Genomic DNA, 25,412 nt, shown 5'->3' with positions numbered 1-25,412 from the left:
TCCGGGGCATCCGTGACACCAACTCCCTCTTGTTGCGGTTGAGTCGAACAGGTACACCTCGCCGTACCGATCTTTGGAAGTTTCGAGGAGGTACGCGTGCGCATCACGAGAACCGTTCCTGCGAGACCCGTTCCACTCATCGCCCTCGCCGTCACCACGGCGGGCTCCCTGCTCCTCGGTCCGAACGCCGCCGCGGCGGAACCCCGGCCCCCGGTCCACCGGGAAGCCGCGCTCGACCAGCAGGCGGCGCGGGCGCCCTTGAGTGCGGCCCAGCGAGCCCTCACCGGCGCTGGGGCCGCACCGGAGGCGGAGGCAGCGCTCGGTGACGACAGCCGCGGCTACCCCCGTCGGCATGTCCTCACCCCCGACCCCGAGAACCCGGTCGACAAGTCCCTCAAGCTGGGCCTCACCCCGTACCACGCCATCGCGCCGAAGCTGAACGCGCTCCAGGCCCTCGGCGACCGCGTGAGCGTCGAGGTCGCGGGGCGCTCGGCCGGCGGGCACCGGCTCTATCTCGTCACCGTGACCGCCCCCGAGACCGCCCGCCAGGCCCGCGCCCAGGCGCGGATGCGCGAGCTCATCGAGCAGGCGCCCGCCCTGGCCGCCAAGTCCCCGGAGATCAAACGGACTTACAAGGCCCCGGTCTTCCTCAACAACAACATCCACGGCAACGAGTGGGAGGGCACCGATGCCTCCCTCAGGCTCATCGAGCGGCTCGCCACGGCCAAGGACGCCGCGACGCGCGACCTGCTCTCCCGCAGCCGCCTGTACTTCAACATCACGGCCAACCCGGACGGCCGTATCGCGGGCACCCGCACGAACGCCAACGGCTTCGACATGAACCGGGACTTCGTCACCGCCTCGCAGCCCGAGGTGCGGGCGATGCGGCAGATCATGGTCGCCAAGCAGCCGGCCGTCATGCTCGACCTGCACGGCTATGTCAACGGCACCCTCATCGAGCCCACCACTCCCCCGCACGGCGAGAACTACGAGTACGACCTGTTCCTGAAGAACACCTACGCCAACGCCCTCGGCATGGAGGCCGCCGTCAACGGCCTCGGTTACACGCCCGCCGGGGACGGCGTGCAGCCCGCGCAGATCCCGTTCCGGGACCAGGAGGAGGGCTGGGACGACTGGCCGCCGATCTTCACCCCGCAGTACGCGGCCTTCCACGGCACGGTCGCGGCGCACACGGTGGAGATCCCGCTGACGGTGAACAACCGCGCGTACGACACCCTGCCCGTCACCGAGCTGCGCCGCCGGTCCGCGATCAACGTCGACGTCGCCGGGGCCGCCCTGCGGGCCACCCTCGACTTCGTGCGGTCGAGGCACGCCTCGCTCGTCGCCGACCAGATCGAGGTCTTCCGGCGGGGAGCCGCGGGCGCCGCGCAGGTGCCGGTGTCGGCGGAGACCGTCCCGGGCGTCCCCGGCATCGGCCCCGAGGACGTCTACACGACCGCCTTCCCCCGCGCCTACGTCATCCCGGCCGGCACCCGGCGCCCGGCCACGGCCGCCGCCCGGCTCGTCGACCACCTCCTCGCCAACGACGTGCGGGTCACCCGCGCGAGCCACTCCTTCCGGCTCGGCGGACGGCCGTACGCCGAGGGCTCGTACGTCGTCGACATGCGCCAGCCCAAGCGCGGGCTCGCGAACGCGCTCCTCGCGGACGGGCGGGACATCAGCGACAAGGTCTCCGCGATGTACGACATCTCCGGCTGGAGCCTCGGCCGGCTGTGGGGCGCGCCGGTGGAGATCCTGCCGGGCATGCCGTACGGCGGTGTCCTGCGCCCGGTCCGGGCGGCGTCCCCCGTCGCGTACGTCGCCCCGCGCGGCGACCTCCGGCTGCGGCTCGACGACCCGAACGAGGTCGCCGCGCTCAACTCCCTGCTGCGTGAGGGCGTCGAGGCGCGCCGGGCCGCCGACGGCAGCGCGATCGTGCCGGGCTCGGCACGGCGGCAGGCCAGGGAGGCCGCCCGCCGGTACGACGTTGCCTTCCACGCGACGCGGCTCACCGGCACGGTCCCGCTCCAGCGCACCCGGGTCGCCGCCGCCGTCACCGCGGGTGAGCTGTTCGCGCTGCGGGAGATGAACTTCGAGGTCACGCCGGTCTCGACGGACGTGCTCAACGCCGGGTTCGACTGGTCGTCGACGGACGTGCTGTTCGTGTCGGCGGGCCTGGAGCATGACGACCTGAACCCCGCCGCCCGCACCGCCCTCGGCACTTTCCTCGGCCGACACGGCCTTGTCGGCCGGGGTGCCACCGGTGCCGCGCTCAACGCGGCGGCCGCACTGCTGGCCGTGAAGCCGGTCGAGGGCAACGGGGACGCGAACGGGGTGGTTCGGGTGGTGAATTCGGGCGGCGGCGTCACCGCCGGAGCCTCCGACCACGGCTTCGTATACGCACCGCTCTGGTTCACCGACCTCGGCCCGAGCGTCAGGGCCGAGCAGCGGTACGCGACCGGCAACCCCCTCCTCTCCGGGCACTGGCGCCCGCTGGACGACGGCACGGGCGGGCCCACGAACGCGGCGGGACAGGCATCGGTCGTCAGCGGCCCGCACGCGGTGCTGTTCGGCACCGAGCCGCTCTTCCGAGACCACCCCAAGGGCGAATTCACCCAGGTGGCACGGGCGTTGCTCGCCATGGCACACACCATCGACACCTCAAGAAAGCGCTTGCCCAACAGGTGAGGGTGGTGTGGAATGCACGACAGAGAATGTCGTGACTGAGGAGGAACATTGCTGACTGCGAGGCTCCGAAACGCCCTTGGCGCGTCGGCGGTAGTACTGGGCTTGGTCGGTGTCACCGTTGCGTCCGTTTCGCCCGCCACGGCTGCCGACAAGGCGTACGCATGGACCAAGGCGGCCCACTGGGGCCCCAAGGCGAATGACGGTAGTGGCTACTTCCAGCCGGAGGGCGAGATATTCGGCGTGCGGGACAACCGGGAGGACGGCAGGGGGGTCGTGCTGGAGTGGTCCATCACCAGCGGGGGCTCCGGGGAAGGCCAGCTGTGGAACACCAGCGGTTACAGCACCAGCTACAAGACGTTTGACAAGTCGTTCCCCGAGGGGGCTGTGGTCCACTTCCACGTCTGCCTCACGAACAATGGAACCATCTATGCGGACACCTGCGGCGCCTACGCTGATGTGGTCGCCTAGTCCGGACGGCACGAGCTGGTCCGGTAGTCGGTGAGCGAGAGGGCGGGAGTCAGTGCGACTGGCTCCCGCCTCTGCGTTGAGGGTGAGGAGCGCGGATGACGCAGGAGATCGCCGTCCATGGCACGGTCGCGGCGGGCTTCGAAGCGGTACGGGAGGAGTTCGCCGCCTTCGTGACGGGAGAACCGCCCGACTATGAGGGGCAGTTGTGCGCGTATGCGCACGGCCGCAAGGTCGTCGACCTGTGGGCCGGTGACGGGTGCGAGCCCGGCTCCCTCTACGGCGTGTTCTCCTCCACCAAGGGCGCCGCGCACCTGGTGGTCGCGCTTCTCGTGCAGGAGGGGACGCTCGAACCGGACCGCAAAGTGACGTACTACTGGCCGGAGTTCGGGGCCGAGGGCAAGGGGGCGCTGACCCTGCGCGATCTGCTCGCCCACCGGGCCGGGCTGGTCGGGCTGGACGCCGGGTTCACCGAGGACGAGCTGGCCGACGACCGCGCGATCGCCGAGCGGCTCGCCGACCAGCGGCCGTTCTGGCGCCCCGGCACGGCCTTCGGCTATCACGCGCTCGTCATCGGCGCGCTGACCGGTGAGGTCGTACGGCGTGCCACCGGCCGGACGCTCCAGGAGGTGTACGAGGAGCGGGTGCGGGCGCCGTACGGGCTGGACTTCCACCTCGGGCTGCCCGAGGAGCTGGAGCCCCGCTTCCGCTCCGCGCAGCCGATGGCGCCGACGCCGGAGCAGCGGGCGGTGCTGGACGCGGTGCCGCAGGGGCCGCACACCCTGTCGTCGATCGCGTTCAACACGCATGTCCCGGATCCGGGCGAGCTGGTGGACTACCCCAACTCCCGTGCCGTGCGCGCGGCCGGGCCCGCGTCGGCGGGCGGTGTCGCGTCCGCGCGCGGGCTCGCCGGGATGTACGCGGCGGCGATCAGCGAGCTGGACGGGCGGCCCCCGCTGCTGAAGCCGGACACGATCGCCGAGGTCGGGCAGATCCATTCGAGCGGGTACGACCTGGTGACGCGGGCCCACCGGTCGTACGGCCTCGGCTTCCAGGCGACGGCGGACCCCTGGTACCCGTTCCTGGGGGCCGGCACCTTCGGCCACAGCGGCATCGGCGGCTCCCAGGGCTTCGCGGATCCCCGCGGCGGTCTGGCGTACGGCTATACCCGCCGGCGGTGCGCGTTCCCTGGCGGGGCGGCGCCGGAGAACGAGCGGTTCGTGCGGGCGGTGCATTCGGCGGCGCGGGCGGGCTGACCCTGGGCGACGCCTGATAGCTCGGGCGTGCGCCCGACGCGGGAGAGGCCGCACCCCACGTCCAGGGGTGCGGCCTCCGCCGTGGCAACGAACTTGTCAGTCAGTCGTCACGGCTCAGACCAGCGTCACCGTGATGTTGCCGCGGGTCGCCTTCGAGTACGGGCAGACCTGGTGGGCCTTCTCAATGAGGCCCTTGGCGGTGTCCGCGTCGACGTTCGGGATCGCGGCGGAGATCTCGACGATGACGCCGAAGCCGTCGTCGTTCTTGCCGATGCCGACCTTCGCGGTGACGGTCGAGCCGGAGACGTCGGCCTGCTCCTGGCGGGCGACGACGCCCAGGGCGCCCTGGAAGCAGGCGCTGTAGCCGGCCGCGAACAGCTGCTCGGGGTTGGTGCCGGCGCCGCTGCCGCCCATCTCCTTGGGCGGGTTCACGACGACGTCGAGCTTGCCGTCGTCGGTGGCGACCCGGCCGTCGCGACCGTTCTCGGCGGTGGCGACGGCCGTGTAGAGGACGTCGGTCTGCTGGATGGACATGGGGTGTCTTCTCCTCCTCGGTCCGCCGCGACTCGCGCCCACGATCGACGACGGTTTCGGAAAGAAGTTACCGCATACCGGAAAGCCGTAGTAGACGGCCGAGGGCGTCAGAGCTTGACGATCATCTTCCCGGTGTTGTCGCCGCGCAGGACCCCGAGGAACGCCTCCAGGTTGTTCTCGATGCCCTCCACGAAGGTCTCGCGGTACTTGAGCTGACCGGAAGCGACCCAGGGGCCGACCTCCTGGACGAACTGCGGCTGGAAGTCGTAGTGGTCGCCGACGAGCAGGCCCTCGATGCGGCCGCGGGTCGCGATGAGGCGGGCGAGGTTCTTCGGGCCGGGGGCGGGCTCGGTGTTGTTGTAGACCGAGATCATGCCGCAGATGGCGATCCGGCCGTGCGTGTTGAGCTGCCCGATGGCGGCCTCCAGGTGGTCGCCGCCGACGTTGTCGAAGTAGACGTCGATGCCGTCGGGGGCGGCCTCGCGCAGCTGCTCGCTCACCGAGCCGTCCTTGTAGTTGAAGGCGGCGTCGAAGCCGTACTCCTCGACGAGGAGCTTCACCTTCTCGGCGGACCCGGCGGAGCCGATGACCCGGGAGGCACCCTTGAGCTTGGCGATCTGGCCGACCTGGCTGCCGACGGCACCGGCCGCGCCGGAGACGAAGACGACGTCGCCCTCCTTGAAGGAGGCGGTGCGCAGCAGGCCGGCGTAGGCGGTGAGGCCGGTCATGCCGAGGACGCCGAGGTAGGTGGAGAGGGGCGCGGCGTCCGGGTCGACCTTGACGGCGTTCTTCGCGTCCACGGCGGCGTACTCGCGCCAGCCGAAGAAGTGCAGGACGTGGTCGCCGACGGCGATGCCCTCGGCGTTGGAGGCGACGACCTCGCCGACGGCACCGCCCTGCATGACCTTGCCGAGCTCGAAGGGGGCGACGTAGGACTTGGCCGACGACATGCGTCCCCGCATGTACGGGTCGACGGAGAGGTACTTGTTCCGTACGAGCACCTGACCCTCGCCGGGGGTCGGCGTCTCGGCCTCCACCAGGGCGAAGTCCTCGGCCTTGGGCCAGCCGACGGGGCGGGAGAGGAGGTGCCATTCGCGGTTGATCATGGGGGGTGCCCTTCCGGTGTACTGCGGTGGTACGGGTGCATTTACTTAAGCATCTGAAACAACCATGCTCCTGAATATTTCATGATGTCAAGTAACCGGGTTACCCTGAGAGCATGGCCACCCCGTCCAAGACCCGCCGCCCCGATGAGCTGACCCTTGAGGTCGTCGACCTCATCGGCTCCGTCGTGGCCCGCTACCACGAGGAGTACGAGGAGGCCGCCGCCGAGCACGCGCTCACCGGCGCGCAGGCGCGGCTGCTCAGCCTGCTGTCGCTGGAGCCGCTGCCGATGCGGAAGCTGGCACAGCGGCTGCGCTGCGAGCCGTCGAACGTGACCGGCATCGTGGACCGCCTGGAGACCCGGGGCCTGGTGGAGCGGCGCCCGGACCCGGCGGACCGCCGCGTGAAGCTGGCGGCGGCGACGGACGAGGGCCGGCGGGTGGCCCGCAGCCTGCGGGACTCCCTGCGGTTCGCCCGGGAGCCGCTGGCGGGGCTGTCGGAGGAGCAGCGGCTGACCTTGCGGGATCTGCTGCGGCGGATGCTGGGCGTGGAGGTCTAGGCAGCCACGGCCTGGCCACGCCCCAGGGCCTGTCCGGTCGCCGGTTGCGGGTGACCTGGCCCGGGGCGAGGATCGGAACGTGATGTTGTACCGCTCGGGCATCCGTGAGGGGTGTGATGGGCGTGAAGGCACGCTCCGTCGGAGGAGGCCACGGCGATTCCACGGTGACGGGGGTGACGGGGGTGACGCCGGACGGTGACCCGGTGCTCGCCGCCCGACTCACGGTGCCGACGGTCCCGGGGACGTTCGTACGCAGGGACCGGCTCGTCGAGCAGCTGACCGACGGCGCCCACAGTCCGCTGACCCTGGTCAACGGGCCCGCGGGGGCGGGCAAGACCCTGCTGGTCGCCGACTGGATCACGGCCTGTGCGCCGGGCGCCTTCGCCTGGCTGACGGTGGAGCCGCAGGACAGCGCGCCCGGGGTCTTCTGGTCCTACGTCCTGCACGCCTTTCGCCGGCACGGGGTCGCCCTGCCCGACTCCATCGGCAGCCCGGCCCGGCCCGGCGAGGTCGATCACTCGCTGCTGGCCCGTCTGGCGGCCTGGCTGAACGAACGGGACGGCCGGGTGACCCTCGTCCTGGACGAGTTCGACCGGGTGGCCGGCTCCGCCGCGGTGGCCGACGAGGTCCAGTTCGTGCTCCGCCACGCCGGGGACGGACTGCGCCTGGTGATCATCAGCCGCACGGAGCCGCTGCTGCCGCTGTACCGCTACCGGGCCGCCGGTGAACTCGTCGACATCCGCGCCGACGACCTGGCCTTCCGCACCGAGGAGACGGCGGCCCTGGTCGACCGGCACGGGCTGCCCCTGTCGGCCGAGGCCGCGCGCATGCTGACCGAACGCACCGAGGGCTGGGCGGCGGGACTGCGGCTGTGTGCCCTGGCCGCGCAGCGGGCCGACGACCCGGAGAGCTTCCTGAAGGACTTCGAGGCCGGGCACAGCACGGTGGCCGACTTCCTGCTGGGCGAGGTGCTGCGCGCCCACCCCGCCGAGACCCAGGACCTGCTGCTGCGCACCAGCATCCTGGAGAAGACCCACCCCGATCTGGCCAATGCCCTCACCGGCCGGGACGACGCGGAGCCGGTCCTGGAGGAACTGCAACGGACGAACGCGTTCGTCGAGCCCATCGGGCGTTCCTGGTACCGCCTGCACTCGCTCTTCGCCGAGATCCTGCGGGTGCATCTGCGCGTGCGCCACCCCGGCCTGGAGCCGGAGCTGCACCGTACGGCCGCCGAGTGGCTGAGCCGGGCGGGCCTGCTCGACGAGGCCCTGCGGCATGCGGCGGACGCGGGTGACTGGGAGTTCGCCGCCGCAGAGCTGGTCGACCATCTGGCGATCGGCCGGCTGCTGACCGGGCTGGCCGCCGAGCGGCTGGACGTTCTCTTCGCCGGGATGGCGCCGGAGGCGTCCGGGCCCGCTCCCGACCTGGTGCGCGCGGCGCGCGAGCTGGCCCACCACGACGTCGACCGGGGGTTCGCGTATCTGCGCCGCGCGGAGGAGAACCTGCCGGGCGGCGACACCGACGACGCCGCGGCGGTGCGGCTCACCTGTGCGGTGCTCCGGGTGCTGGCCGCCCGGGTGGCGGGCTCGGCGGACCTGGCCGAGACGGCGGCGAGGGACGCCGCGGAGGCGGAACACGCCCTTCCCGACGACCGGTTGGAGCGGAGTCCGGAGCTGACGGCCCTCATGCTCACCGACCTCGGATCGGCCCAGCTGTGGGCGGGCCGCTTCGATGCCGCGCGCGCGACGCTGTCCGCCGCCGTCGCCGCCGACCAGGGGCTCTCGACGGCGTTCGCCCGGCACGAGGCCCTCGGCCGGCTGGCGCTGATCGACTTCCTGCACGGCCGGCCCGGTCAGGCCGAGGCGCATGCCCGGGCGGCGATCGCCGAGGCGGAGCAGTCGGGGCTGCCGGCGGCCGACCGGACCGGGATGGCGCAGCTCGTGCTGGCAGCCGTCGCCATCGACCGCGCCGACCTGGTGCCCGCCCAGGGCCATCTCGACCAGGTGGCCGCCACGTCCGCCGCCGCCCGCGATCCCGTCGTGGCCGTGGAGCTGGCGATCCTGCGTTCCCGGATGCTGGTCGCGAAGGGGGACTCCCGGGCGGCCCTGGTGGCGCTGGGGCCTGTTGCGAGAGTCCCGTCCGCCGAGCCCTCCCCGTGGGTGAGCGACCGCATCGCCATGGCCACGTCCTCGGCACATCTGGCCGACGGCGATCCGAAGGCGGCGGTCAAGGTCTTCGAGGAGCAACCGCCGCACTGCGCCGAGAGCGTGGCCGCCGAGGCGCGGGCGCGGGTGGCCGCGGGCGACGGCGAACGGGCGCTGCGCATCCTCGACGACCTCCCCGAGCCCGGGGACCGGGGACCGGTCATCGACGTGTGGGTGCTGCTGGCCCGTGCGCAGGCCGTGGACGCGCTCGGTGACTCCGTCGCCGCGGAGAGCCTGCTCCCGCGGGCCCTGGCGGCCGCCCGCCCGCATCACCTCAGGCGGCCGTTCCTGGAAGCCGGGCCCTGGCTCAGACGGCTGCTGCTGGAGCGGCCCGTGCTCGCCCGCGAGCATGCCTGGCTGACCGGCGCGCTCGCGCCGCGGCCCGCCGCCCCGCGACACCGGGAGGAGTCCGTGGGCCCGCCCCCCGAGCCGCTCAGCACACGGGAGCAGGACGTCCTGGAGCGGCTGGCCCAGCTCATGTCCACCGAGGAGATCGCCGCCGACCTGCATCTGTCGGTCAACACGGTGAAGACACACCTGAAGGGCATCTACCGCAAGCTCGCCGCCTCCCGCCGTGGCGAGGCGGTCCGCCGGGCCCGCGAGCTCGGGCTGCTCTGACTCCCCCCTCCCCCGTCGACGACGGACTCCGCCGCCGCCCACGCGAACCACGTGCGCCGCTCACCTCGTCGGGGTGATGCCACCCGCCGCCCCGGTCCCACAGCATGAGGACATGCGTTACGAGATCCGTGTCGACGGACTGATGTCGGAGGAGCTGACGACGGCGTTCCCCGAGTTGGACTCCTTCGTCGTCCCCCACCAGACCGTGCTGTACGGCCAGGTCGACGACGAGGCCCATCTGTACGACCTGTTGATACGGTTCCAGTCGCTGGGCCTGCACATCGCGGAGTTCCGCCGGCTGCCCGAGTGAGCCGCGGGCCGCGGGCGGCCGTACGACTCAGCCCGCCAGCACCTTCTCCTTGGCCCGCTCGTACTCGGCGTCGGTGATGTCGCCGTGGTCGTGCAGCCCGGCGAGCTTGGCCAACGCGTCCGCGTGGGTCGCCTGGGTCGCACGGGTCGCCGGAGCTTCGGCGGCCGCCTCCTGGACGTAGGAGCGGAACGCCTCCTCCTGCCGCTGCATCTGGCGCATGTCACGCTCACCCATGCCGCGCCCGCGGGCCATCAGGTAGACGAAGACGCCGAGGAACGGCAGCACACAGACGAAGACCGTCCAGCCCGCCTTGGCCCCGCCACTCATGGTGTCGTCGCGGAAGATGTCGCCGATGACGCGGAACAGCAGCACGAACCACATGACCCACAGGAAGAACCAGAGCATGGTCAGGAACGCGTTGAGCAGCGGATAGTCCACTGTTGCCTCCACATGTCGGCCGCCGTGACGCCACGGCGGCACTCCAAGCCTGATGTGTCCACGCTGCGCCTGTCGGCCCGGGACGGCATCACCCGAAGCGGGTGGGGTGTCGCCGTCCGTGGCGGCGCGGCCGTCGCACGGGGGCCGGGTCGACCCGCCGGATGCCTCCGTGCCGTCGGCGCACCCGGCACCGCGGGTTTCACCTGTCAGGGGTGAAGTCCCGCCCCGGGCGCGCTCGAACGATGAAGGTGAGCCGTCCGAGGAGCACGGAGGAACGCATCGGCGTACCCGGTGCACGGAGGAGGCGCAGTGGACCGTTATCCGCCCATCGCCGAGCACGGGATGGTCGGCGACCTCCAGACCGCGGCTCTGGTCTCCTCCGCCGGAACCGTCGACTGGTGGTGCACGCCGCGCTTCGACTCGCCGAGTGTCTTCGCCTCGTTGCTGGACAGCGAGCGCGGCGGTCACTGCCGGCTGGCCGTGGACCGCCTGGCGGGCGAGGGGCTGACGGTACGGCAGCTGTATCTGTCCGACACGGCGATCCTGATCACGCGGTACATGGCGCCGGGCGGCGTCGGCGAGGTCGCCGACTTCATGCCGCCCGTCGACTCCATGCTGCCGACGGACCGGCACCGTCTCGTCCGGGTCGCGCGGGTCGTCCGGGGCACCCTGTCCTTCTCCTTCGCCTGCCGCCCCCGCTTCGACTACGCGCGCGCCCCGCACACCCTCACCCGCCAGGACGACGGCCGCTCCGCCGTCTTCCACGGGCCGGGCAGCGATCTGCACCTCCAGTCCACCCCCGGGCTCGCCTTCCGCACCGAAGGGGACGACGTCACCGCCCGTTTCACGCTGTCCGCCGGGCAGGCGGTGGCGGTCGTGCTGACCGGTACCGCGAGCGGGGCCACCTCGGCGCCCGCGCCGACCCTGGGCGGCGTGATCGACGACATGGCGTCGTGCCGCACCTTCTGGCTGTCGTGGCTGCGCTCCTGCACCTACCGGGGACGCTGGCAGGAGATGGTGAACCGCTCGGCGATCACCCTCAAGCTGCTCACCTACGCCCCCACCGGCGCGCCCGTCGCCGCCGCCACCATGGGACTGCCCGAGCAGATCGGCGGCGAGCGCAACTGGGACTACCGCTACACCTGGGTACGGGACGCCTCGCTCTCCGTCCGCTCCCTGATCGATCTGGGCTTCGAGACGGAGGCGTACGCGTTCCGCCGCTGGCTGCGCGCCCGCGTCGACGCCGGGGGCACCGCCACCGGTGACCCCCTCCAGATCATGTACCGGGTGGACGGCGACCCCCAGCTGACCGAGGAGACCCTCGACCACCTGGAGGGCTACCGGGGCTCCCGGCCCGTCCGGGCCGGCAACGCGTCCGCCGACCAGCTGCAACTCGACATCTACGGCGAGGCGGCCGACGCGCTGGCGGTGGGCGGCGACATGGGGACGATCCGCGGCTGGGGCGCCCTGCGCGACGTACTGGACTGGCTCTCCGACCACTGGGACCAGCCCGACGAGGGGATCTGGGAGACCCGCGGCGGCCGGCAGAACTTCACCTACAGCCGGCTGATGACCTGGGTCGCCTTCGACCGCGGCATCCGCGCGTCCCGGGCCTTCGCCCGTCCGGGGCAGATCGGCCGCTGGACCGACACGCGGGACGCGGTCTTCCGGCAGATCGTCGACAAGGGCTGGCACGACAAGCGTCAGGCCTTCGTCCAGCACTACGACACGGACGTCCTGGACGCCTCGCTCCTGCTGATGCCACGGGTCGGTTTCATCTCGCCGCACGACCCGGACTGGCTCACCACCCTCGACGCCATGGACGAGGAACTGGTCAGCGACAGCCTCGTCCACCGCTACGACCCCCATGCCTCCCCCGACGGGCTGCGCGGCTCCGAGGGCACCTTCAACCTGTGCAGCTTCTTCTACGTCGACGCCCTGGCCCGCAGCGGCCGGCTCGGGCAGGCCCGGTACGCGTTCGACAAGATGCTCACCTACGCCAACCATGTCGGCCTCTTCGCGGAGGAGACCGGCCCCTCGGGCGAACAACTCGGCAACTTCCCCCAGGCGTTCACCCACCTCGCCCTGGTCACCGCCGCCATGTCCCTGGACGAGCAACTCGGCCAGGCCGAGGCACACCCGGCACGGGGCGACGACCGGCACGCGACGCCACGAGGCTTCACCGCCCCCGCCCGCTCGCCGGCCGCAGGCGACGACGGCTGACACGGACGATCGGCGGGGGTCGAGGGCCAGGGCGCCGGACCGCGTCAGACCGCCAGGACCTTCGCCTTGGCCCGCTCGTACTCGGCGTCGGTGATGGCTCCCCGGTCGTGCAGCGCGGCCAGCCTGCCCAGTTCGTCCGCCTTGGCGCCGGGTGCCTTCGGTCCGGGTGCGGCGGCCTCCTGGACGTACGCCCGGAAGGCCCGCTCCTGGTCCCGCGCCCGGCGCAGTTCGCGCTCGCCCATCCCGCGCCCGCGGACGACCAGATAGGCGAGGACGCCGACGAACGGCAGCGCACACACCAACAGCGTCCAGCCGGCCTTCCCCCAGCCGCTGAGCGCGTCGTCCCGGAAGATGTCGCCGACCACGCGGAAGAGCAGCATGAACCACATGATCCACAGGAAGAACCAGAGCATCGTCAGGAATACGTCGAGCAGGGGATAGTCCATGATCGCCTCCGCCGGGCCGGCATCCGCGCCGACCACGCGGTGCCTGAGGACTCGCAACCCGTCGGCTTCACGGTGCCCCGGACCGGTCCCGGGCGGCATCACCCCTCACGGGTGGCCTGTGCGCCCTCCTGCCGGCCGCCTGCCGCCAGCAGCGCCAGGACCGTGAGGACGGCGAGCAGGACGAGTGCGAGCGCCAGGATCGTGAGGGGGGTGGGGCGATTCCACACGGCGAAGAGGAACGCCAGGACCACCAGGGCGGACAGGGCGATCGACCGGCGGTAGGTCTGCGCCGCCACGCCCACCCGTCCGGCCCGGATCTCGTGACCGTAGGCCCAGGCGGCGACGGAGTCGGCGGTGCGGTCGCAGGAGCGGCGGATCACCACCGGCAGCCGGCCGGGACCGATCAGATAGGCGCCGAGCGCGATCACGATCCCGAGCACGACCGTCGTGACCAGGGCGTAGCGCAGGAAGCGCAGGAGCGTGTCGAAGACGGCCGCCGCGGCCGCGTCCGACTGCACGGCGGCCGGGAGATGGTCCAGGTAGTAACGGCGTACGACGACCAGGGCGATGACCACGACCAGGCCGGCGAAGGCGGCGCCCAGCGCGGTGCGGGCCAGCGCGCGCCGCCGCCGGCGGGCCAGCAGCACCCCGGCCGCGCCGGTCACGACGGTGAGGACGGGGAGCCAGTAGCCGACGACGTCCAGCAGGTGCGCGCCGTCGCGGATCTTCTCCAGTTCCTCGGACTGGAACAGCACCAGCTGCTTGTCGACCTCGGGGATCCTCGCCGCGGGTGAGAGTCCCGCGTCGACGAGTTCCTGCTTCACCTCCTCGACGAGCGTGCCGACGTCGAGAGTGACCGTGCCACCCGCGACCCCCACGGCGCCCCGGCCCTCTCCGGTGAGGGCGTGCACGACGGCGTTGTGGGCCCGTTCGTTGGCGTTCTTCCAGGTGGTGGCGAAGACGTCACTGTGCACGATCCGCGTGACGACCTTGTTCACCGCGCCGTCCACGGCCGAGTCGATCTGCGGTCCGAGGGCCCGTACGGCGGCGGCCGCCCCGGGCGGCAGGCCCTGGGACCGCATCCAGTCGGCGAGCTGGTCGGCGGCCCGCTGGCCGTCGACGCGGACGTCCACGGCCTCCGCGACACGGTCGACGGCCGCGTCCTGGATGGCCGGTTCGGTGGCCAGCGGGGCGACCGTGGACACGTACCGGTCCGTGTCCAGCGCGATGTCGTGGACCCACACCGTGATCAGCGCGACGGGCGCCAGGACGCAGGTGATGACGATCAGCACCGCGGAGACCGTGGCTCGGGCGACGCGCCCGGGTGCGGAGTGCCGGTGCGCGGAGTGCTGATGCGCGGAGTGCTGATGCGCGGAACTCATGCGGACTCCAGGTGTTCCGGCGGCGCCACCCTCCTCGGCGTTCGCCCTAGTCGGCGAGGGGGTCCCGCTTCACCACGCACAGAGCCCAGATGATGAACGCGTACAGCGCGATCAGGGTGAGCGACCAGACCGGGTAGTACGGGATGGACAGGAAGTTGGCAATGAGCAGCAGTGCCGCGATGCCGACGCCGACGACCCTCGCCCACGTCTTCGCCGTGAACAGGCCGAAGCTCACGATCACGGCGACCGCCCCGAACACGAGGTTGATCCAGCCCCAGCTGGTCAGGTCGAACTTGAAGATGTAGTTGGGGGTGGAGACGTAGACGTCGTCCTCGGCGATCCCCATGATTCCCCGGAAGACGTCGAGGATCCCGGCGATGAACATCATCACCCCTGCGAACAGCGTCAGGCCGGTGGCAGCGGTCTGCTTCCCTTCCCGGTGGCGCGTAGTGGTGGTGGCCATGTCCGGCTTCCTTCCTCACCGGGCTGCGTCGCGCAGCCGTACACCACCGAGCCTGATCCACGGGGGCGGCCCCGTCGTCACCCCCGGAGGGTGAGGCCCCGCCCGAGGGCACCCGGGTCACGCCGTCAGGTCGGTCCGGGCGGTGACACGGCCGTCGGTGACCGCGTCGGCCAGTGCCTGGTGGTCGCGTTCGTTCTGGTCGGCGTAGGCGCGGGCGAACCGCACCAGGGCCCGGTCGAAGGGGTCGCCGCGGCCGAGGTAGGCGGCGATGGCGATCGGGTCGCCCGAGCGGGCGTGCGCGCGGGCCAGGGAGGCACCGCACAGGCGGGCGAACAGGCCCAGGGTCCCGGGGTCCATGGTCTCGGGGCGGGCGATGCCCTTCCAGTCCCGCAACTGCCGTACGTAGAAGTCGCGTTCGAGGCCGTCGATGCCCGTGACGTGCTCCCAGCCGAGGAAGATGTCACTGGCGGCCTGCATCAGCCGCTGCCCGGTCACCACCCGCTCGCCCTGGTTCTCGTACGCGCTCGCCCCGCAGAAGGGGGCGAGGACCGAGCCGCCCGCCTCCTTGGCCTGGAGCAGGAGCGGGTCCTCGTCGTCGCGGCCGAGCAGCAGGATCACCCAGCAGCGGGTGCCGACGCTGCCGACCCCGACGACCTTGCGAGCCATGTCGACCACGTGGAACCGGCTCAGCAGCGCCCGCCGCTCCGACGACAGGCTGTACGCGTAGTCGGAGACCAGCTCCCGCAGGGTCCGTGCCAGCTCCTCGCCCTCCGTGCCGGGCAGGAGTTCCGCGAGCGGGGTGATCAAGGGGGGATCCGAGATGATCCGGAGTTCGCCGTCCACCACCCGGGTCAGCTTCGCGGCGGCCTGGAGGCTCGTGCGGGAACGGGCCTTCGCCGACGCCCGGGCGGCCCGCTGCTGCTCGTCCCGGCCCGGCGCCCGGGGCAGGAGCTCGTCGATCCGGTCGAAGTCGTCCCGGGCGTACCAGACGTCGAGGGTGCGCATCCCGGCGAACTCCCGCATGCGCTCGCGGTATGCCTCGACTCCGGCGCGGACGACGGTGTCGCACTCGCGCGCCGGGAACCCGTTCGCCCGGCCCGCGATCACCAGGCTCGCGGCGAGCCGCTTGACGTCCCATTCGAAGGGGCCCGGCAGCGTCTCGTCGAAGTCGTTGATGTCGAAGACGAGATGGCGTTCGGGGGAGGCGAGGAGCCGGAAGTTCAGCAGATGGGCGTCGCCGCACAGCTGGACGGTGAGCCCGGTGTGCGGCGCGGCCCCGAGATCGGACGCCATGATCGCCGCGGCTCCCCGGTAGAAGCGGAACGGCGATTCGAGCATCCGGCCGTACCGGACGGGGACGAGTTCGGGAACGCGGGCGGCCGACTGCCGCTCGATGATGTCTACGGGGTCGGGCCGCTTCGCGTCGGGTGCGAGGAGGGCGTGGCCGGAGCGGGGCACACGCGCGCGTGCCTCCTTGCCGAGTGCCGCGCGCTCGGCCGGGGTGAGCGCGCGGTGGGTCGTCGGGGAGAGCGGAGCGTCGTGCAGCGTGGCCATGGCCGGACCTCCTTGCCCGCATCGTCACAGCCCCGCCCTCCGGTGGGATCACCCGGAACAGGTGATGCGGGGCCGACGCCGCGGGCGGTGGGATGCCTCTGTGGGCGGTACGCGGAAGCCCGTTCGAACGCTCGGCCCGGCCGATCGTCCCCGTGCCGGGGCCCCGCGGTGGGCTGCGCGCCTGGCCCTGCTGGTCGCGGCCGGCGCGATCGCTCTGCTGCTCGCGGCCGCCGGGGGCAGGAGCCTCGCGCTGCTGGTCGTCGGCCTGGCGGGGCTCGCCGCCACCGTGGCCGCGCTGTGGTGGACCCTGGCACGGCACGGAGCGGCACGGGCCGTCGCCGCGACACTCACCGTGCTCGTGCCGCTCGCGGTACTGGTGTCCTACGCGGCGGTGGGCCTGCTGTGGGTCGTGCTGTCGGTCCTGGTGCTGTGGGCCGTGGCGATGCTGATCGGGCGGGCCGCCCTCGCCGCGGACCTCGGGCCGCCCAGCCCCCGGCAGTACGCGACCCCGCCGCCGCGGGCGCCGTTCCTGGTCATGAACCCCCGCTCCGGGGGCGGCAAGGTCGGCCGGTACGACCTCGTGGCCAAGGCCCGCGCCCTGGGCGCCGAGGTCGCCGTACTCGACCCCGCTCACCCGCAGGACGTCGCGGAGCTCGCCCGCCGGGCCGTGGCGCGGGGCGCGGACCTGCTGGGAGTCGCCGGCGGGGACGGTACGCAGGCGGAGGTGGCGGGCGTGGCCGCCGGGCACGGCGTGCCGTTCATGGTGATCTGCGCCGGCACCCGCAACCACTTCGCCATGGACCTCGGCCTGGACCGCGACGACCCGTCGACCGGCCTGGACGCGCTCACCGACGGGGTCGAACTCCGTGTCGACCTCGGCGTCATCGGTGAGCGCGTCTTCGTCAACAACGCGTCCTTCGGCGTGTACGCGGCCGTCGTGCGCAGCCCCGCCTACCGCGACGGCAAGGTGCCCACCATCCTCCGGGAGCTCCCGGATCTGCTGACCCACCGGAACGGGCCGCGGCTGACGGTACGCGCGGGCGGCGCGGTCATCGACGCCCCCCAGGCGGTCCTGGTCAGCAACAACCCCTACCACCTGGGCGACGCCGCCGGACTCGGCCGGCGCGCACGGCTGGACTCCGGTGTCCTCGGCGTCCTCGGGATCAACGTGGACAACGCGGCCCAGGCGGCCGGTCTGCTGCGCGGCCGCCATGGGCGCGGGCTCACCACGCTGGCCGGGCACGAGGTGGTGGTCGACGCCGACGCCCCCGAGATCCCGGTCGGCGTCGACGGCGAGGCCCTGCTGCTGCCCACGCCCGTGAAGTGCCGTATCTCGCCCGGCGTGCTGCGCGTCCGCGTGCCGCGCGACCGGCCGGGAGCGCCCGGCGCGAGGACGCCGGTGGACTGGCGGACGCTGGGCCGGCTGGCGTTCGGGCGCGACGTTCCGTCAAGCGGTGACGACGGCCGGGAGCCGCAGAAGTGAACGACTTGGGCGCGCCACCGAACGGCCTAGGTGCACCACCACAGGAACCGGTCGCACTCCGTCTCCGACGGCGACGGTTCCGGCGTCGGGTCCGACGTGGTCGGGTCGGCCGTGGGCGCCGGGGCCGCCGGCTCGGACGTAGGAGTGGGGGCCGAGGTGGCGGCGCCGGAGTCGTCGCCGCTGCCCGGCGCCGCGGACCGGGCGTCCTTGTCGGGGGTCTTGTCCTTGTCCTTCTTCTCGTCCTCGTCCTTGGGCGACTTCGAGGACGAGGGAGACGCCGAGGGGTCCGGCGACGGTGAGTTCCCACCCGTCCGCGTCGCGGCGTCCGTCGCGTCGGGGGACGCGGACACCTCTTCCGACGCCGCGCCCTCCGCCGACTCGTCCCCGGCGGCCGCCGGCTTCGGGCTCGAACCCGGGGCGTCCATGCCCAGCTCCGCGAGGCTCAGCCCCCCGGCGGCCAGGACGAAGCCCGCGGCGATCAGCAGGGTCCGGCGACGGCGGCGCCGATGCGCGGCGGCCTTGCGATCGCGACGGCTGGCGCCGGCCGACCCGGACTCCTCGTCCAAGTCGTCGTCCTCGTCGTCGTACTCCGCCTGTTCGGCGTGCCCGGCGTACTCGTCGGGCTCCTCGTGACCGCGCTTGCGGCCACGCCGCTGAGCCGCCCGGCGCGCGGCCCGTCCGCCGACCGGCACGGCCTCGGCCGCCTCACCTGCGTCCGTGTCCGCCTCCGCGGCCTCCCCGGTGTGGCCGGCGTCGGCATGGCTGTCGCCGTACTCGCCGTCGCCGTACTCGCCGTTGCCGTATTGCCTCGCACCGGCCCCGTACTGCCCCGTACCGCCGCCGTACCGGCCCTCGCCGCCCCCGTACCGCCCCGTGTCACTCCCGTACCGCCCCGTGTCACTCCCGTACTGCCCCTCGTACGCCTCGTACGAGCCCTGGCCGCCCGCGGGCACGTATTCGGCCCGCTCGGCCAGCTGCGGGTACGCCTCGTCCGGCACGCCCGCGTGCATGCGCAGCTCTTCGATCGCGGCGCCGCACCCCGGGCAGGCGAGGGCGCCGTTGAGGTGCCTGCGGCACGGGTGGCAGTAGTCCATGACGCGGGAAGACTAAGGAACCGACCCACAGCTTTCCTAGGCGCTGCTGTGAAGGTTGTGTGCGGAACTGGCCTTTCCGGTTTGGTCGGTGGGGGTCAAGCCCGACTATTCGGCGCGATCCCCGCGCCGAGTTCCGTACGGCAACTCGGGTGGCCCGTACAACAACGTCACGTGGCCCGTCGCACGTACGCCGTGCGACGGGCCACGTCGACCCAACTCCCCAGATCCGGCCTATGTTTGCTTACGCGTCGTCATCGCCCGCTGGATCAGGATGAACGCGCCCAGCAGCACACCCGTGGCGATCTTCGTCCACCAGGAGCTGAGCGTCCCCTCGAACTGGATGATGGTCTTGATCAGGCCCAGTACGAGGACGCCGAACAGGGTGCCCAGGACGTAACCGGAGCCGCCCGTCAGCAGTGTGCCGCCGATGACGACCGCGGCGATCGCGTCGAGTTCCATGCCGACGGCGTGCAGCGGGTCACCGGACTGGATGTACAGCATGAACAGCAGGCCGGCCAGCGCCGAGCAGAAGCCGCTCACCGTGTACACGGCGATCTTCGTGCCGCCCAGCGGAAGCCCCATCAGCAGCGAGGATTGCTCGTTGCCACCGATGGCGTACACCCGGCGGCCGAAGCGCGTGTAGTGGAGTATGTAGAAGGCGGCGGCGAGGACGACCAGGGCGACGAGGGCGCCGATCGACATCTCCCCCAGTCCGATTGACACCCGGGTCTGGGCCATGCTGCTCACCGTGGAGTCGCTGATGGAGATGGACTCCTTGCTGATGACCAGGCACAGGCCCCGGAAGAGGAAGAGGCCGGCGAGGGTCACGATGAACGGCTGGATCTCGAAGTTGTGGATCACATAGCCCATGAGGAAGCCGCCGAACGCGCCCACCCCCAGGGCGAGCGGGATGACCAGCAGCAGCGGCAGTCCCTGACGCTCCACCAGCCACGCCGTGAACATGGTGGTGAAGCCGATCAGCGAGCCGACGGACAGGTCGATGCCGCCGGCCATGATGACAAAGGTGGCGCCGACGGCGGCGACCAGCAGATAGCCGTTGTCGATGAACAGGTTGAGGAAGACCTGCGGTTCGCCGAAACCGTAGTTCTGGTAGCGGCTGATACCGCCGATGTACATCGCGAGGAACAGGCCGACCGTGACCAGGACGGGCAGCCGCCGGTCGCCGAGCAGGCGCGCGGCCGCGGACGCCTGGGCCGGCTTGGACGCCGTACGGCCTTCCGCTGCCGTACGGGTCTTGGTGGTCGCGCTCATCGCGACACCTCCATCTTCGGGGCGGCGTCGGCCGGGGTGGCGGGCTCCGCCGGGGCGGTGGTCCGGGCGCGTCCCTTCGCGCCGAAGACCTTGGCCCGGAACTTCGGGGACTGCAGCAGGCAGACGACGATGACGACGGCGGCCTTGAAGACCAGGTTGGTCTGGGTGGGCACGCCGATGGTGTAGATCGTGGTGGTCAGGGTCTGGATCACGAGGGCGCCGATCACCGTGCCGCCGATCGAGAACCGGCCGCCGAGCAGCGAGGTGCCGCCGATGACCACCGCGAGGATCGCGTCCAGCTCGATCCACAGGCCGGCGTTGTTGCCGTCCGCGGCCGAGGTGTTGGAGCTGATCATCAGGCCGGCGATGCCCGCGCACAGGGCGCAGAACATGTACACCATGATCTTGATGCGCATGGACCTGATGCCGACCAGGCGGCTGGCCTCGGCGTTGCCGCCGACCGACTCGACGAGCAGGCCGAGCGCGGTGCGGCGGGTCAGGGCCACGGTGACGGCCACGACGGCGGCCACCACGAAGATGGAGAAGGGCAGGGTCAGCCAGTAGCCGCCGCCGATCAGCTTGTACGGCTCGCTGTTGATGGTGATGATCTGGCCGTCGGTGATCAGCTGGGCGACACCGCGTCCGGCGACCATGATGATGAGGGTCGCGATGATGGGCTGGATGCCCATCCGGGCGACCAGGAAGCCGTTCCACAGGCCGCAGACCACTGCCGCCACCAGGCCGATGCCCATGGCGAGGAAGACCCCCGCCAGCGCGTTCTGGTCGGCCTGGTCGCTGATGTACGAACAGGTCAGGGCGCCGGTGATGGCGACCACGGCGCCGACGGAGAGGTCGATGCCGCCGGTGGCGATGACCAGGGTCATGCCGACCGCCACGAGGATCAGCGGCGAGCCGAACAGCACGATCGAGACGAGGCTGCCGTAGAGGTGGCCGTCCGCCATCCGGATCGCGAAGAAGTCGGGTGTGAAGGGGACGTTGACGAGCAGCAGGGCGATCAGGACCGCGACCGGCCAGAACAGGTGGTGGTGCGTCAGTGCTCGCCAGCGGGAGGGGGTGGTCGCTGATGGGGTACTCACTGGTGCTCTCCGCTCGCGATGGTCTCCAGGATCTTGCTGGTGGTGATCTCCGGGCCGTTGGTCAGCTGTGCCACGAGCTTGCGGTCGCGCAGCACTCCGATGGTGTGGCTGAGCCGGAGCACCTCCTCCAGTTCGGCCGCGATGTACAGCACGGACATGCCGTCCTCGGAGAGGGAGACCACGAGCTTCTGGATCTCGGCCTTGGCGCCGACGTCGATGCCGCGGGTGGGCTCGTCGAGGATCAGCAGCTTCGGCTGGGTGATCAGCCAGCGGGCGAGCAGCACCTTCTGCTGGTTGCCGCCGCTCAGCTGGCCCACGCGGGCCTCGGGGTTGGCGGGGCGGATGTCGAGGGCCTTGATGTACTTGGCGACGAGTTCGTCGCGCTGGGCGGCCGGGATGGGCCGGGTCCAGCCGCGGGACGCCTGAAGAGCGAGGATGATGTTCTCGCGCACCGTGAGGTCGGGGACGAGGCCCTCGGTCTTGCGGTTCTCCGAGCAGAACGCGACACCGGCGCCGATGGCGTCGTTGGGGGCGCTCATCGAGACCTGCTTGCCGGCGATGGTCACCTTGCCGCTGTCGGGCTGGTCGGCGCCGAACAGCAGCCGGGCCAGTTCGGTGCGGCCCGAGCCGAGCAGTCCGGCGAGGCCGAGCACCTCGCCCTTCTTGATCTCCAGGTCGAAGGGGGCGATACCGCCGGTGCGGCCGAGGCCCTCGGCCTTGACGAGCGTCTCGCCGACGTCGGAGCGCAGCTGGTGCTCGTGCAGCCCCTCCAGCTGGTCCAGGGCCTTGCCGATCATCAGCTCGATCAGCCCGACCTGGTCGAGGTCGGCCACCATGTGCTCGCCGACCAGGGTCCCGTTGCGCAGCACGGTCATGCGGTCGCAGATCTCGTAGATCTGGTCGAGGAAGTGCGACACGAAGAGGATCGCGACGCCCTCGTCCCGCAGCCGCCGCATCAGGCGGAAGAGTTCGAGGACCTCGTCGCGGTCGAGGCTGGAGGTGGGCTCGTCCAGGACGAGCACCTTGGTGCCGGAGCCCTCGCCGTCGCTGTCGCCGTGGCCCACCGACCGTACGATCGCGACCAGTTGCTGCACGGCCAGCGGGTACGAGGACAGCGGCGCCGTCACGTCGATGTCGAGGCCGAGGCGGTCGACCATCTCCGCGGCTTCCTTGCGGATCCGCTTCCACTGGATGCGGCCCGCGCGGGTGGGTTCACGGCCGATGAAGATGTTCTCCGCCACCGAGAGGTTGGGGCAGAGGTTGACCTCCTGGTAGACCGTGCTGATGCCGGCGTGCTGCGCCTCCAGCGGGCTGCCGATCCGCACGGCCTTGCCGTCGAGGGTGATGGTGCCGCCGTCCAGGGGGTGCACCCCGGTCAGCACCTTGATGAGGGTGGACTTCCCGGCTCCGTTCTCGCCCATGAGGGCGTGGATCTCGCCGGGGAAGAGCCGGAAGTCGACGCCCGACAGAGCCCGTACCCCCGGAAATTCTTTGACTATGCCCGTCATCTCCAGGACGGGCCGCGGCTCTGCCATGGCAGCGCTCCTCGCGATATGGGTTCAGGCCCGCAGGGAGCCTTCCGGGCCGGATGGTCGCCGGTCGGCCGGAGGCTCCCTGCCGGTGGGTGCGGTCGGTCAGTACTTGCGGGTGGGGAGCGCGTCCTTGGCCTGGTCCTGCATGAAGTCGCTCTCCTTGGTCTTGATCCAGCGCTCGACCTTGCCGCCCTCGTGGACCGTCTTCACGACCTCCATCAGCTGGGGGCCGAGCAGCGGGTTGCACTCGACGATCGCGTTGATCTTGCCTTCGGACATGGCGATGAAGCCGTCCTTCACACCGTCGACCGTGACGATGAGGATGTCCTTGCCGGGCTTCTTGCCGGCCGCCTCGATGGCCTGGATGGCGCCGAGACCCATGTCGTCGTTGTGCGCGAACAGCACGTCGATGTCCGGGTTGGACTGCAGGAAGGCCTGCATGACCTGCTTGCCGCCGGCGCGGGTGAAGTCACCGGTCTGGCTGGCGACGATCTCCCAGTCGTCCTTGTGCTCCGCGTCCATGACCTCCTTGAAGCCCTTGGCGCGCTCGATCGCGGGGGCGGCACCGGTGGTGCCCTCCAGCTGAGCGATCTTCACCTTGCCCTTGTGGCCGGCCTTCTCCAGAACCTTCTCCAGGATCTTGGCGGCGCGGCGGCCCTCGTCGGTGAAGTCGGAGCCGACCAGGGTGACGAACAGGGACTCGTCGCTCTCGACGGACCGGTCGGTCAGGATGACCGGGATCTTCGCCGCCTGGGCCTCCTTGAGCACGGCGTCCCAGCCCTTGACGACCACCGGCGAGAAGGCGATGACGTCCACCTTCTGCGCGATGAAGCTGCGGATCGCGGAGATCTGGTTCTCCGGCTTCTGCTGCGCGTCGGAGAACTGCAGTCTGAAGCCCGCCTCCTTGGCGGCCGCCTTCACCGAGTCGGTGTTGGCGGTGCGCCAGCCGCTCTCGGAGCCGACCTGGGCGAAGCCGAGGGTGATCGCCTTGCTGCCGCCGGAGGAGGAGTCGGAGGAGGAGCCGTCCTCCTTGGCGCAGGCCGCCAGACCGGCCGTGGCCGCCACGCCGACCGCCGCAGTGAGGAAGTTCCTTCTGTTGAGCATGTCTTCTCCTTTGAAGAGCCGGCCCGGGGATGGACCGCTGGTACTGGGTTGGTACTCGTGTGGACCGGCTGCACCGCGTCCAGCCTGTCGATCATCGTTCGAAATGTCGGCCACACTTGCCCTAGGGGCGGACGGCGACCGTGTGGTGCCATGTCAGCCGGGAGCGACTCCCGGTTGAGGAAGGTACGGGAACGTGCTTGCGCGGACGACTAGTTGGGGCTCGATGGCGACCTGGGACGTCCCGGAGGAGGTACGACCCTCGATCAGGTCCAGCAGCAGGGCGATGCTCCGCTTGCCCACCGTCGCGAAGTCCTGCCGGACGGTGGTGAGCGGCGGGGCGAAGAACTCCGACTCCGGAATGTCGTCGAAGCCGGCCACCGCGACGTCCTGGGGCGTACGCACGCCCGCCTCGCGCAGCGCCCGCAACACCCCCAGTGCCATCTGGTCGTTGGCCACGAAGACGGCCGTCAGGCCGCGCCCCACCCAGCCCGCCAGTTCCTGGCCGGCCCGGTAGCCCGACAGCGGGCTCCAGTCCCCCCGCAGCAGCATCGGTGGTTCCACGTCCGCCTCTTCGAGGGTCGCCCGCCAGCCGGTGACCCGGTCCACCGCCTCCTGCCAGTCCTCGGGCCCGGCGAGATGCCAGACCCTGCGGTGGCCCGCGGCGAGCAGATGGCCGGTGGCCAGCCGTGCGCCCAGACTCTGATCCACGTTGACGCTGGGGACCCCGGCGCCCGAGCCGGTGCCCACGGCCACCACCGGGAACGGGTGGCGGAGTTCGGCGAGAGCCTCGACCGCCGACCGCTGCGCGGCGATGGCGATGACCCCCTCCACCCCGCCCTCGCTGAGGCGGTCCAGGGCCTCGGACAGCGTCTCCACCGTCAGCCTGCGCAGACTGACCGTCGAGACCAGATAGCCCTCGGCACGCGCCGCCTCCTCCAGCGCGAACAAGGTACTGGCCGGACCGTAGAGCGTGGTGTTGGAGGCGACCACACCCAGGGTCCGGGTGCGCCGGGTCGCCAGGGCCCGTGCGGAGAAGTTGCGGCGGTAGCCCATCTCCTCGATCACGCGCAGCACCTTGGCCCGTGTCTCGTCCCGCACATTGGGGTGGTCCCCCAGCACGCGGGACACGGTCTGGTGGGACACGCCGGCCTGGCGTGCCACGTCGGCCATGGTGGGCGGCCGAAGCTGCGAGGGTGCCACAGCCGCACCTCCTTGGCTGTCGTCTGCCGATAAGACCTGCGCCGAGGGCCGATGGTTCGGCGCCGGCCGTGTCATACCGCTGTTCCGGAAGGGCCAACGGCACGGGGCGGGAAGGCGAGTTGAAGCACTGCTGACACGACGCTCGTACCTCCTTTGCATGCCGTCGGGACCGACTGGTGAACGCGGACGTATTGTGAGCGCTAACAATTCATTCCGGTCAAGAGGGCTGCGACAGACAAGCCGTCACGGTTGAATAACGCAACGAGCGGCGCAGATCGCGAGGCCGGGGGTGTTTTACCTGGTCAGGGGCGATCCGAGTACCCACCGGGGGAGGCGTGCACGCACCGTCGAAGAGCCCGGAGATCCGCGTGGCGCACCCCGTCACA

The 25,412-nt window shown here is 71.5% G+C and carries 21 protein-coding genes; 8 read left to right on the top strand and 13 right to left on the bottom strand.

The genetic code is table 11. From position 1 onward, the window contains the following. The first annotated feature begins 96 nt into the window (after positions 1-96). The 3 genes from ADK36_RS16200 to ADK36_RS16190 all read left to right on the top strand — a co-directional run bounded on the left by ADK36_RS16200 (position 97) and on the right by ADK36_RS16190 (position 4,409). Positions 97-2,688: a M14 family zinc carboxypeptidase gene (locus tag ADK36_RS16200; protein WP_053198024.1), complete on the top strand. Its 2,592-nt coding sequence runs from the start codon at positions 97-99 to the stop codon at positions 2,686-2,688. Positions 2,689-2,736: 48 nt separating this feature from the next. Next, the gene (locus tag ADK36_RS16195; RefSeq protein ID WP_048582358.1) at positions 2,737-3,156 is read left to right on the top strand and encodes a hypothetical protein; all 420 of its coding nucleotides are present in this window, start codon (positions 2,737-2,739) and stop codon (positions 3,154-3,156) included. 95 nt (positions 3,157-3,251) lie between these two features. Continuing rightward, entirely contained in the window at positions 3,252-4,409 is a 1,158-nt protein-coding gene (locus ADK36_RS16190) for a serine hydrolase domain-containing protein (protein WP_048582359.1), read from the top strand. Between the two features lie 114 nt (positions 4,410-4,523). Here ADK36_RS16190 and ADK36_RS16185 read toward each other — a convergent pair whose 3' ends face one another. Both ADK36_RS16185 and ADK36_RS16180 read right to left on the bottom strand, forming a co-directional pair. Beyond that, positions 4,524-4,943: an organic hydroperoxide resistance protein gene (locus ADK36_RS16185; RefSeq protein WP_048582360.1), complete on the bottom strand. Its 420-nt coding sequence runs from the start codon at positions 4,941-4,943 to the stop codon at positions 4,524-4,526. Positions 4,944-5,050: 107 nt separating this feature from the next. After that, entirely contained in the window at positions 5,051-6,049 is a 999-nt protein-coding gene (locus tag ADK36_RS16180; RefSeq protein ID WP_048582361.1) for an NADP-dependent oxidoreductase, read from the bottom strand. 113 nt (positions 6,050-6,162) lie between these two features. Between ADK36_RS16180 and ADK36_RS16175 the strand changes: the two genes are divergently transcribed. The 3 genes from ADK36_RS16175 to ADK36_RS16165 all read left to right on the top strand — a co-directional run bounded on the left by ADK36_RS16175 (position 6,163) and on the right by ADK36_RS16165 (position 9,738). Further along, entirely contained in the window at positions 6,163-6,606 is a 444-nt protein-coding gene (locus ADK36_RS16175; protein ID WP_048582362.1) for a MarR family winged helix-turn-helix transcriptional regulator, read from the top strand. A gap of 116 nt (positions 6,607-6,722) precedes the next feature. After that, complete coding sequence (locus ADK36_RS16170; RefSeq protein ID WP_078942649.1) at positions 6,723-9,428, top strand: LuxR C-terminal-related transcriptional regulator; 2,706 nt, start codon at positions 6,723-6,725, stop codon at positions 9,426-9,428. 112 nt (positions 9,429-9,540) lie between these two features. Further along, positions 9,541-9,738: a hypothetical protein gene (locus ADK36_RS16165; protein ID WP_048582363.1), complete on the top strand. Its 198-nt coding sequence runs from the start codon at positions 9,541-9,543 to the stop codon at positions 9,736-9,738. Positions 9,739-9,765: 27 nt separating this feature from the next. Here ADK36_RS16165 and ADK36_RS16160 read toward each other — a convergent pair whose 3' ends face one another. Next, positions 9,766-10,176, bottom strand: coding sequence for an SHOCT domain-containing protein (locus ADK36_RS16160; protein ID WP_234329780.1), 411 nt, complete (start codon positions 10,174-10,176; stop codon positions 9,766-9,768). Between the two features lie 309 nt (positions 10,177-10,485). On the opposite strand from ADK36_RS16160, the gene ADK36_RS16155 reads away from it, so the two are divergent. Continuing rightward, positions 10,486-12,399, top strand: a complete 1,914-nt coding sequence (locus ADK36_RS16155) for a glycoside hydrolase family 15 protein (protein WP_048582364.1) — start codon at positions 10,486-10,488, stop codon at positions 12,397-12,399. A 44-nt stretch (positions 12,400-12,443) separates the two neighbouring features. Here ADK36_RS16155 and ADK36_RS16150 read toward each other — a convergent pair whose 3' ends face one another. The 4 genes from ADK36_RS16150 to ADK36_RS16135 form a co-directional block, all read right to left on the bottom strand. Further along, a complete protein-coding gene (locus ADK36_RS16150; RefSeq protein ID WP_048582413.1) occupies positions 12,444-12,848 on the bottom strand; it encodes an SHOCT domain-containing protein in 405 nt (134 codons plus the stop codon). A gap of 95 nt (positions 12,849-12,943) precedes the next feature. Further along, entirely contained in the window at positions 12,944-14,227 is a 1,284-nt protein-coding gene (locus ADK36_RS16145; RefSeq protein ID WP_078942650.1) for a hypothetical protein, read from the bottom strand. Positions 14,228-14,273: 46 nt separating this feature from the next. Then, a complete protein-coding gene (locus tag ADK36_RS16140) occupies positions 14,274-14,690 on the bottom strand; it encodes a DUF7144 family membrane protein (protein WP_048582365.1) in 417 nt (138 codons plus the stop codon). Positions 14,691-14,807: 117 nt separating this feature from the next. Next, on the bottom strand, positions 14,808-16,244 hold the full coding sequence (locus ADK36_RS16135; RefSeq protein ID WP_053198022.1) for a DUF2252 domain-containing protein: 1,437 nt from the start codon (positions 16,242-16,244) through the stop codon (positions 14,808-14,810). A gap of 100 nt (positions 16,245-16,344) precedes the next feature. Between ADK36_RS16135 and ADK36_RS16130 the strand changes: the two genes are divergently transcribed. Then, positions 16,345-17,727, top strand: a complete 1,383-nt coding sequence (locus ADK36_RS16130; RefSeq protein ID WP_053198020.1) for a diacylglycerol/lipid kinase family protein — start codon at positions 16,345-16,347, stop codon at positions 17,725-17,727. A 26-nt stretch (positions 17,728-17,753) separates the two neighbouring features. Here ADK36_RS16130 and ADK36_RS49535 read toward each other — a convergent pair whose 3' ends face one another. The 6 genes from ADK36_RS49535 to ADK36_RS16100 all read right to left on the bottom strand — a co-directional run bounded on the left by ADK36_RS49535 (position 17,754) and on the right by ADK36_RS16100 (position 25,026). Beyond that, complete coding sequence (locus ADK36_RS49535) at positions 17,754-18,821, bottom strand: SCO2400 family protein (RefSeq protein ID WP_053198018.1); 1,068 nt, start codon at positions 18,819-18,821, stop codon at positions 17,754-17,756. Positions 18,822-19,052: 231 nt separating this feature from the next. After that, positions 19,053-20,093: a galactofuranose ABC transporter, permease protein YjfF gene (gene yjfF, locus ADK36_RS16120; RefSeq protein ID WP_048582368.1), complete on the bottom strand. Its 1,041-nt coding sequence runs from the start codon at positions 20,091-20,093 to the stop codon at positions 19,053-19,055. Continuing rightward, a complete protein-coding gene (locus ADK36_RS16115) occupies positions 20,090-21,190 on the bottom strand; it encodes an ABC transporter permease (RefSeq protein WP_048582369.1) in 1,101 nt (366 codons plus the stop codon). The genes yjfF and ADK36_RS16115 overlap by 4 nt, the downstream gene beginning before the upstream one ends. Next, a complete protein-coding gene (locus ADK36_RS16110) occupies positions 21,187-22,725 on the bottom strand; it encodes a sugar ABC transporter ATP-binding protein (protein WP_053198017.1) in 1,539 nt (512 codons plus the stop codon). Before ADK36_RS16110 ends, ADK36_RS16115 begins: the two co-directional genes overlap by 4 nt. 99 nt (positions 22,726-22,824) lie before the next feature. Next, positions 22,825-23,826, bottom strand: coding sequence for an ABC transporter substrate-binding protein (locus ADK36_RS16105; RefSeq protein WP_048582371.1), 1,002 nt, complete (start codon positions 23,824-23,826; stop codon positions 22,825-22,827). 153 nt (positions 23,827-23,979) lie between these two features. Then, the gene (locus ADK36_RS16100) at positions 23,980-25,026 is read right to left on the bottom strand and encodes a LacI family DNA-binding transcriptional regulator (RefSeq protein WP_107083739.1); all 1,047 of its coding nucleotides are present in this window, start codon (positions 25,024-25,026) and stop codon (positions 23,980-23,982) included. Positions 25,027-25,412 lie beyond the last annotated feature (386 nt).

The organism is Streptomyces viridochromogenes (assembly GCF_001270495.1).
In the GTDB taxonomy this organism is placed as follows: Bacteria; Actinomycetota; Actinomycetes; order Streptomycetales; family Streptomycetaceae; genus Streptomyces; species Streptomyces viridochromogenes_A.
This window is presented reverse-complemented; position numbering and strand designations above follow the sequence as displayed.